The organism is Mesorhizobium sp. B2-5-4, from assembly GCF_006441095.1.
In the GTDB taxonomy this organism is placed as follows: Bacteria; Pseudomonadota; Alphaproteobacteria; order Rhizobiales; family Rhizobiaceae; genus Mesorhizobium; species Mesorhizobium salmacidum.
In genome coordinates, this window is the sequence record NZ_VFUR01000003.1 from 326,657 (window position 1) to 335,342 (window position 8,686).

Here is an 8,686-nt window from a genome sequence, read left to right on the forward strand (position 1 = left end):
TCAGCCCGCCCTCATCGCTACGCCGCTGGCGGCGTCGAAGACGCGCACCGATGACGCCGTGGGCGCGACGACCGCGGTTTGCCCGATCGACAACCCGACATCATTGTCGAACACCGCTTTCACGGCGCCCTCGCCCTGGCCGAGATGAACGATGGTGCGCGCGCCGATGCGCTCGACGAAGGTGACATGCATGGCCAGCCCGCGCCCGTCTTGCGCCAGGGTCACCTCTTCCGGCCGGAAGCCGTAGAGAACCTCGCCGCGTGCGCCGCGCAAGCTGGCCGCCAGCTCGTCCGGCAGCGGCGGTGTGACACCCAGAGGCCCGAGATCGACGACCGGACCCCGGTCACTCTCCGCCGGCCTGCCCTTGAGCAGGTTCATGCCCGGCGCGCCGATGAAACGGGCGACGAAGACATTGGCCGGATTGTTGTAGACCTCGAGCGGCGTGCCGACCTGCTGCAGCACGCCGTGGTCCATCACGGCGATGCGGTCGGCCATGGTCATGGCTTCGAGCTGGTCGTGGGTGACGTAGACCATCGTCTGCCTGAACTGGCGCTGCAGCTGTTTCAGCTCGGTGCGCATGACCGCGCGGAAGGCCGCGTCGACATTGGACAGCGGCTCGTCGAGCAGGAAGATCGCCGGCTCCATGATCGCCGACCGGCCGATCGCCACGCGCTGCAATATGTTGACCGAGAGCCGGTCGGCCCTGCGGTCGAGCAGCGGCGTCAGTTGCAGCAGCTCGGCGATCGCGCCGACGCGGCGGTCGATCTCGGCCTTGGCTGCACCGCGCATCCTCGGCCCGTAGGCAAGGTTCTGGCGCACTGTCATGTGGGTGAAGATGGCATAGTTCTGGAACACGAAGCCAACGCCGCGCCGGCCCATCGGCACGCCGGCCATGTCGCGTTCGCCAAACAGGATCTTGCCGCTGGTCGGCTCCTCCATGCCGGCGATCATGTTCATCGTCGTCGACTTGCCGCAGCCGGACGGCCCGAGCAGCGCCATGAACTCGCCGTCTGCGATGTCGAGGTCCATCGTCTTCAGCGCCGCGAAGTTGCCGAATGTCTTGGTGAGGTGCTTGAGCTGGATCGTGCTCATGCCGGCACCTGCCTTGCCCGCGCCATGCGCTTCATGGCGAACACGGCGACGATGGAGAGCACGACCAGAATGGCCAGCGCGATCGCCGCCACATAGCCCCAGATCAGGTCCTGCGTGGTGACCTTGTAGATGTAGACGGAGATCGTCTCGGTGGCGACACCGGGCCCGCCGCCGGTCATGATGTAGAGTGTGTCGAAGATCTTGAAGTTCTCGATCACTCTTATCGCCAGCGCGATGATGATGATCGTCTTCATTTTCGGCAGCACGATGGTGATAAAGCGCTGCCAGGGATTGGCGCCGAGCAAGGTCGCCGCCTTGATCTGGTCCTCCGGCACGCCGACCAGGCCGGCAAGCAGGATCAAAAACATCAGCGGCGTCCACTGCCAGATGTCGGCGATCATCACCGCGATCAGCGCCAAGGTCGGGTCCGACAGCCAGGCGATGGTGACGCGGGTGCCGGATATGACCGACAGGATGTCGTTCACCGGGCCGCCCGACTGGAACAGCATGAAGAACATATAGCCGGCCACCGCCGGCACCACCATCATCGGCATCAGCAGGATCGAATAGAAGATGCGCTTGCCGGGAAAATCGTCGGCGAACAGCGTCGCCAGCGCGAGGCCCAACAGGAATTCCGCCGGCACGCAGACGATCATGACAATGGCCGTGCGCTTCAGCGCGCTCCAGAACCGTGCGTCGGCGGCGAGATCGGTGTAGTTGGCAAAGCTGTTCCACATCTCCCAGGCGTTCCACCAGCCGAGGCCCGAAAGCGGCGACCAGTCGGTGACGCTGATGTAGAGCTGCATCAAGAGCGGAAAGGCCGAGATGAACAGCACCAGGATCTGCGCCGGCAAGGTCAGCCGAAAGCCCAACCGCGTGCCCTCGTCGCGCAGGGCTGGCCTGACGCGCGCGGCGCTCATCTCGTCCTCCGAAATCGTTACGGTCGCGGCGCTCATTGCTTGAGCGCTCCGAAAGTCAGCCCGCGCACCAGATGGCGCTGGATGGCGATGCCCATGATGACCGGCGGCACGGCGGCAACGAGCCCAAGCGCCGCCTTGGCGCCGTAGAGCTGGCCGGTCATCGAGGACGACAGCGAGGCCATGTAGACCGGGATCGTCACCCATTCGCGCGTCGTGAGCAGCAACGCGATCAGATAGTCCGACCAGTTGAGGATGAAGACGAAGAGGGCAGCGCTCGCCAGCGGCGCGCGCATCATCGGCAGCGTGATGCGGGTGAAGACGCGCAGCCGCGAGCAGCCCTCGACAAGGGCGGCCTCCTCGATCTCGCGCGGCATGTCGTCGAAGAAAGTCTTCATCAGCCAGAAGGCGAACGGCAAGGTGACGATGCCGTAGATCAGCGCTAGCCCCCACCAGCTGTCGGTGAAGTTGAGGAATGCCCACATGATCATGACAGGGATCATCACGGCCATCGGCGGAAACAGCCTGAGCTGAATCAGCGCCAACGGCAGGTTCTGGCCGGAGCCGAAGCGCGACAGGCCGTAGGCGGCGGTGGTGCCGGCTGACATGGCGATCGCGGTGCCGAACACCGCCGACAGAAGCGACGACAGGATCGGCTTCAGCGCGGTGCGGTCGAGCGCGACGATTAGATTATTGGTGGACTCGCCGAATACGAACTGGAAGTTGCTGAGCGTCGGGTTCTTCGGCCACCATGTCAGGTCGGCACCGGTCGCCGACCATTCGGCGATCGGCTTGAAGGCCATGGAGACCATCCACAAGATGGGCACCAGCGTGACAGCCATCGCCGCGAGGATCGCGGCGTAGCGGAATATCTCGAAGGGGACGGAACGCTTCATCTGGCTGCTTTGCTGGTGGCGTCGGTTGCGGAGGGGAAGAACTTTCGCCCCTCCCCTCCGTCTCTGATCCAGGGAGACGGATCAGCTGATCGGATCGAGAACGGTCGGCCAAGCCTCCTTGTTGGTCCTGATGGCTTCGAGCAATTTGTCTTCGCCGATGCGCCGCGCGATCTTCTTCCACTCGGCTTCCGTGTCGGCCATCGCCTGCTCCGACGTCTTGGCTTTGGTCAGCGAGGCCATGAGGTTTTCATCCAGCGCGTTGTGGAAGGCGGTGGCGCCGGGATAGTTGATGGTTGGCACCGTGCGGGCGACCGTCTCGCGCACCACGTCCATGTGGTATGCATGATAGGTCTGGCGCACCAGCGGATCGGAAAAGTCCGAAAGCCGGAACGGATCGAGATAGCCGCCGGGGTTGGCGCTCATCCAGGCATAGATGCGGGCCGAACCCAGCCATTGCAGCAGGAGATAGGCGACTTCCTGGTTTTTCGACTGCGACGAGACCATGCCGGTCAGTGAGAACCAGAGCACGGAGCGGCTGATCAGCTTGCCGTCGATCTCGCGGCCGGGCGGCAGCATCGAGCCGATCTTGCCGGTGACCTTGGAGTCCTTGTTGCCGGCATTATCTAGGAATTTCGGCAGGTTGGAGAAGGCGCAGGTCATCGCCGTACCGCCCTTGGCGAAATTGCCGTATTGCTCGGGCCAGCCCCATGAAATGGCGTCCGGCGAATGATGGGCAAGCGATTCAACATATTCGTTGGTGGCGGCGATGCCGTGTTCGGAATTGATCAGCGGCTTGCCGTCGTCGCCGAACAGGAACTGGTTGGGCGAGGCCATCGAGACATAGCGCTGGTACCAGTTGGTGTAGCCCCAGCCCTGGTTGCGCAGGTCGGTGGATCCGAACAGACCCTTGTCCGGGCGCTGGAAGAAGGCAGCGATATCGCCGTGCTGCTTCCAGGTTTTCGGCGGCGCCAGATCATAGCCGTATTTGTCCTTGAAGGCCTTCTTCTCCGCTTCGTCGCCGAACAGATCGGTGCGGTAGACCCAGGTCTGGAAGTCGCCGTCCAGCGACACGCCATAGTTCGAGCCGCGATATTTATTGAGCAGCGACACGCCCTTGGCGCCGTCGACATAGCCTGTCTTGGGATCGTCCCATTCGGGTTTGTACTGGGCGACGAAATCGTCGAGCTTGGCGATGCCGCCGGTCTCGGCGAGATCGCCAAGGCGGTTCCACTCGGTCGAATAGATATCGTAGGCCCCACCCTTGGTGGAGATGTCCTGCATGGTCTTGGTGAATTCCTGACCATTCGGCAGGCCGACGATCTCGATCGGGATGCCGGTTTCCTTTTCCCAGAGCTCCTTGATCGACGGCGCGCCGGCAGGGAAAGGCTGGGTGAGCTGGCCGATCGAGCCGTCCGACAGGCCAAGCACGATCTTGGCCGGCGCCTTGCCGGCGCCCTTCAGCGCCTTGGCGGCCTCGACGGCGCGACCCTCAGGCGTGTCGGCGCCATACTGGTAGCGCTCGGCGCCGTCGAAGCCGGTCGGCCCACCGATCATGCCGGGCGCCAGGGCATCGGCAGCATAAGCGCGGCCGGGACGGATGAATTGGGGTGCAATACCTGCAGCGGCTACGAATACCGCCGCCTTTCCTCCGGACGCCAGCAACCGGCGCCGCGAGATGCGGATCAGATCAGACATTGGAATTCCTCCCTCAGGCCCAATGTTTCCTCCACGAGCCCATGAGGGATATTGACGGCACTATCGGAAGGCTGTCAACATCATAAATAATCAAAATACCTCACAACATGGCAACGAAGCAGGGAAATGCACCATACCGGGATTCCTATACCTCTCCAGATGCCTCGATCTGATGGGAAATGTGTTTCCTTTCCCTGCATGATCGTACCGAGCGACTCAATTTTAGCCCAACGGCTTGCGCATCGGCTAAGGCCGGATACATCATTTCCCATCAGAATCGCGGATAACGAGGGCTGACGTCATCAGGCCTGCAGCCGGCATTGCTTGATCTTGATGCATTAGGAGATGAAAGACGGTGCGTTCCACCCTGACTGACATAGCCCGGGAAGCCGGCGTCTCCGCCGCCACCGTTGACCGCGTGCTCAACAACCGCCCCGGCGTGCGGGCTCGCACGCGCGAGGTCGTGCTCGAAATGGCGCAGCGCCTCGGCTACATCGCCGAGAGCCCAAACGGAGCGTCGCTGCGACCCATGCCCGGCGAGATCATCCGGCTCGACTTCGCGCTGCCGGCGGGCACCAATTCCTTCATCAAGATGCTGCACCACCACATCGAGGCGCAGGCCCTGGCGCGCCCCGATCTCGACGTCCATATCGCCACCATAGAGGGCTTCAATCCCGACCGGCTCGCCCGCCTGCTGCAGGATCTGCGCGGCCAGACGCAAGGCGTCGGCGTCATCGCACTCGACCATCCGACGGTGCGTGAAGCGATCCGCTCGCTGTCGGCCAACGACGTCAAGGTGGTGACCATCGCCTCAGACATTCTGCATGTGCCGAGGGTCGCCTATATCGGCATCGACAACCGCGCCGCCGGGCGGCTGGCCGGCTATCTGCTCAACCGTTTCATGGGTTCTGGGCGCCCCGGCAAGGTGGCGCTGTTCGCCGGCTCGCTCTCCTATCGCGGCCATGAGGAACGGGAGATGGGCTTCCGGCACATATTGACAGAGGAATCGCCCAATCTCGAGATCGTCGAAATGCGCGAAATGCTCGACGATCGCGAAAAAGCCTATTCGGAGGCGTCGGCCCTTCTGGAACGGCATCCCGACCTTGCCGCGATCTACAATGTCGGCGCCGGCAACACCGGCATTGCGCGCGCGCTCAAGGAGCGCGGCCGTGCGCAATCCATGGTTTTCCTCGGCCACGAGGCGACGGACGGCACCAAGGAACTGCTGCTCGACGGCACGCTCGACGCGGTCATCGACCAGAATCCGCGCGTCGAGGCCCGCGAGGCGCTCAACATCCTGACCCATGCGGTCAGGGGCCTACCCTATGAGCTGCACCAGCCGAGGCTGCAAGTAATCTTCAAGGAGAACATCCCGGAGATTTGACCGATCCCGACGAGCGGGCGTATTTTAGGGCGCCGCGCGGCTCGACGCTTCGGTCTACTGAACGACAGCGACTTCCGCCTCCGCGGCATTGACAAAGCTTTTGTCGACCCATTTGCCGTAGTCGATCGAGCCTTTCAAAAGCCCGGCACTTGCCATGAATTTTTCCTCGCCCTTCAGAGCTTCGATGGCGTCGTCGGTGAGTTTTGGATCCTGGTGAAACACCCCACCGGCATAGGTCTTGCGTACGGATTTTTCCGACGACTTGATCGCCTCCACAAAGGTTTTGATCGTCTCGTCGGGATGAGCGTCGGCCCATCGCGAAATCTCGATATCGACTTTCAGCAGCCGCTTGACCAGGTCGGGATGATTGGCGGCGAAGGCGCCGTTGACGGATATGACGTTGGGCACGTTCCATTCCGGATGTGTGCCGGTGTCGAAAAGGACGCGGGCCTCGCCGGTATCGACCAGCTTGGCCGCCGTCGAATCCGTCTCGACAATGGCGTCGATCGTATTGACGAGGAGAAAGAACACCGAGGAATAGAAGGTGATTGCCACCTTCGCGGCCGGCTTGCACAGGCCGAGCCGCCAGCGCCTCGATACCTGGACATTTACGGTCAACCGGGCAGCCTAGAATATCGTGCCAATGTTTCGGGCCAAGCCGGCACGTTATTCGAGAGAAGGCGGTCTTGGAAGAAATGAGATTTGGGAAGGAAAAACGGCTCTCGAAGCGGCGACTTTCACCCGCAACGTTCGCGCCAACCTTCATCGGGAATGCAGGTTCCTAGACCTTGCGAATGATCGCTCCACCATCCTCACCAACACCGATGAAGATCCGATCACCGGAAACGATCTCCGCAACCCCGCAGACCACCAGCGGCATGCTGATCCCGTAGAGGAACTCGGCGACGATGGCGCCGACGGCCAGGATCGGGTCCGGCCGCTCCAACAAAATACCCGCGGGCGCCGTGCCCCTGCGGATCGCCTCGGCCAAGACCGAGGATGAGGATGACGATCCCCGACCGCTTGGCATGATGAGGACCCTGCCAGCGACATTCTGGCCAAGGCCCGGATGCGAACGATCTACGATATTGCCGGTCTCGGCATCGATGCCGCCCCAGAAGCTGAGCGGCTGCGAAAACACCAAAGCCTCCCCCTCGGCGGCGCCGGTCAGCTGGAATGTCCCTGCTCTTTCAACCACCTTCGCTTCAATCGGCTGCGTCATGACACACCCCGCACGACATGGCCGGCTGCGGCGGACTGGATGCAGTCCTTCATATCGGCGAAGGCGACGGTCACACCGATATTGCCCGGCGCGTAATGCGCCCATTTGCCGGAATTGGTCATCACCACGCCGTCGAGACGCTCGAGGATCGAGGTGACGTAGGTGCAGGTGTCGGCGACCGGGATCAGGCCGAACGCCTCCATGCCGTCGAGCGACCCTTCCTCCCGCAGCCGGCTCAGCGTCGCGCGGCCCGTGTTGACATAGATCGGAATGCCCCTGTCAGGCGCGACCGCACGCAGCAGCGGCAGCAAGCGCATCCATTCGTCATGCGAGAAATGCGGCGTGCCCAGCGACACGGCGCGGAGCGGCGCGCCATCGGGCACCATCGACAGCCTGGACAACGCATGGTCGATGTCGGCACGGTTGATGTGGACGATCTCCTCGGGCACCGTGCCTTGAAAGGCCTCGTCGACGGTTCCGGCCTCCGGCGTGATGCCAACGGCATGGAACAGCGCCACCGCGCCAGTTGTTGCCGCCGCGGCACCAAGCGCTTTCAGCTGATCCTCGTCACGCGGCTTCGGCAGGCCCGCGATCACCGGAACGCGGTCGCCACAGGCTTGCCCGATAATTAGTCCGACGCCGACAAACAGACTGTCGCTCGGCTCTGAACTGGCGTCGAGTTCGAACAGGATACGGCCGCGCCGGTTCTCGCTCAGATGCAGGCCCCAGGCCGGTGCGCGCCCGGTCATGGCGCAGCACAGATCGATGAAATCGCCATAGCGATTGGTGCGCGCGCCGATCACCGAATTGGCGAAGACAATGGCGTTGGATTCCCCCCAGGCGATCTGCTGGCCGAATTCAGGCCGGAAGCGGGTCTGATAAGGCGCGCAGGTGAAGGTCGCCTGGCAGCCAAGCTCCAGATGCGCCTTCATCAACCGCCGCGCCGGCACTTCTTCCGCGACGGTCATCTTCACCATGCCGGGATGGATAAGGTCGAACGAGCCGACATTCAGCGTCGTCGGGACACGCACACGGCCGCCGCCCTCAACCAGCCGTTCGACGAAATCGAGTCCTGCCTTGCCGTGGTAGAGGCAGCCATCGATATGGGCACCGCTGATGTCGAGCAGGCTGCCGGCGCCGATGGCTTTGGAAAAGGCGATGAGGATCTTCATGGCGGCGACGACGGAAGGGCCTTGCTCACTGCCGAGCATGGATTTGTCCAGCGCACTCAGTTCCAAAGTCATCGGTGTGCTCCGGACTCTACCAACCTTTGGCGGGACAGCGCCCCCCTCTGCCTGCCGGGCATCTCCCCCACGAGGGGGAGATTGGCAGCTTCAGCCTTACTACACTTTTTGCACGTGGCACATCTGTGAAACCGGCGATGACAGCCGATCTCCTCCCTCGTGAGGCCTTTGCACGGAACCGGGTTGGTGATTCCGTGCGTAAGGAATGAAGAGGGATGATTCGGATGGTCGATCGT

The 8,686-nt window shown here is 62.8% G+C and carries 8 protein-coding genes; 1 reads left to right on the plus strand and 7 read right to left on the minus strand.

The window, feature by feature from the left end; translation table 11 throughout:
- From FJ492_RS06085 to FJ492_RS06100, 4 genes are all read right to left on the minus strand, one after another.
- Nucleotides 1–1,092 carry an ABC transporter ATP-binding protein gene (locus FJ492_RS06085; protein ID WP_140768993.1) on the minus strand — a complete coding sequence of 364 codons (1,092 nt, stop codon included), beginning with the start codon at nucleotides 1,090–1,092 and terminating at the stop codon, nucleotides 1–3.
- Nucleotides 1,089–2,048, minus strand: coding sequence for a sugar ABC transporter permease (locus FJ492_RS06090; protein ID WP_140768995.1), 960 nt, complete (start codon nucleotides 2,046–2,048; stop codon nucleotides 1,089–1,091). Before FJ492_RS06090 ends, FJ492_RS06085 begins: the two co-directional genes overlap by 4 nt.
- Nucleotides 2,045–2,905 (minus strand): carbohydrate ABC transporter permease, encoded by an 861-nt coding sequence (locus FJ492_RS06095; RefSeq protein WP_140502275.1) that lies wholly within the window; start codon nucleotides 2,903–2,905, stop codon nucleotides 2,045–2,047. The genes FJ492_RS06090 and FJ492_RS06095 overlap by 4 nt, the downstream gene beginning before the upstream one ends.
- 81 nt (nucleotides 2,906–2,986) lie before the next feature.
- Entirely contained in the window at nucleotides 2,987–4,600 is a 1,614-nt protein-coding gene (locus tag FJ492_RS06100) for an extracellular solute-binding protein (protein ID WP_140502274.1), read from the minus strand.
- Between the two features lie 355 nt (nucleotides 4,601–4,955).
- Between FJ492_RS06100 and FJ492_RS06105 the strand changes: the two genes are divergently transcribed.
- A complete protein-coding gene (locus FJ492_RS06105) occupies nucleotides 4,956–5,984 on the plus strand; it encodes a LacI family DNA-binding transcriptional regulator (protein ID WP_140502273.1) in 1,029 nt (342 codons plus the stop codon).
- Between the two features lie 54 nt (nucleotides 5,985–6,038).
- Here FJ492_RS06105 and FJ492_RS06110 read toward each other — a convergent pair whose 3' ends face one another.
- The 3 genes from FJ492_RS06110 to FJ492_RS06120 all read right to left on the minus strand — a co-directional run bounded on the left by FJ492_RS06110 (nucleotide 6,039) and on the right by FJ492_RS06120 (nucleotide 8,450).
- Entirely contained in the window at nucleotides 6,039–6,602 is a 564-nt protein-coding gene (locus FJ492_RS06110) for a hypothetical protein (protein ID WP_246675904.1), read from the minus strand.
- 163 nt (nucleotides 6,603–6,765) lie between these two features.
- Nucleotides 6,766–7,206: a DUF126 domain-containing protein gene (locus FJ492_RS06115; protein ID WP_140768997.1), complete on the minus strand. Its 441-nt coding sequence runs from the start codon at nucleotides 7,204–7,206 to the stop codon at nucleotides 6,766–6,768.
- On the minus strand, nucleotides 7,203–8,450 hold the full coding sequence (locus tag FJ492_RS06120; RefSeq protein WP_140768999.1) for an aconitase X: 1,248 nt from the start codon (nucleotides 8,448–8,450) through the stop codon (nucleotides 7,203–7,205). Before FJ492_RS06120 ends, FJ492_RS06115 begins: the two co-directional genes overlap by 4 nt.
- Nucleotides 8,451–8,686 lie beyond the last annotated feature (236 nt).

Coding starts and splice junctions, on each gene's coding strand:
- FJ492_RS06085 (WP_140768993.1), bottom strand. CDS start 1,092: ATGAGCACGATCCAGCTCAAGCACCTCACCAAGACATTCGGCAACTTC.
- FJ492_RS06090 (WP_140768995.1), bottom strand. CDS start 2,048: ATGAGCGCCGCGACCGTAACGATTTCGGAGGACGAGATGAGCGCCGCG.
- FJ492_RS06095 (WP_140502275.1), bottom strand. CDS start 2,905: ATGAAGCGTTCCGTCCCCTTCGAGATATTCCGCTACGCCGCGATCCTC.
- FJ492_RS06100 (WP_140502274.1), bottom strand. CDS start 4,600: ATGTCTGATCTGATCCGCATCTCGCGGCGCCGGTTGCTGGCGTCCGGA.
- FJ492_RS06115 (WP_140768997.1), bottom strand. CDS start 7,206: ATGACGCAGCCGATTGAAGCGAAGGTGGTTGAAAGAGCAGGGACATTC.
- FJ492_RS06120 (WP_140768999.1), bottom strand. CDS start 8,450: ATGACTTTGGAACTGAGTGCGCTGGACAAATCCATGCTCGGCAGTGAG.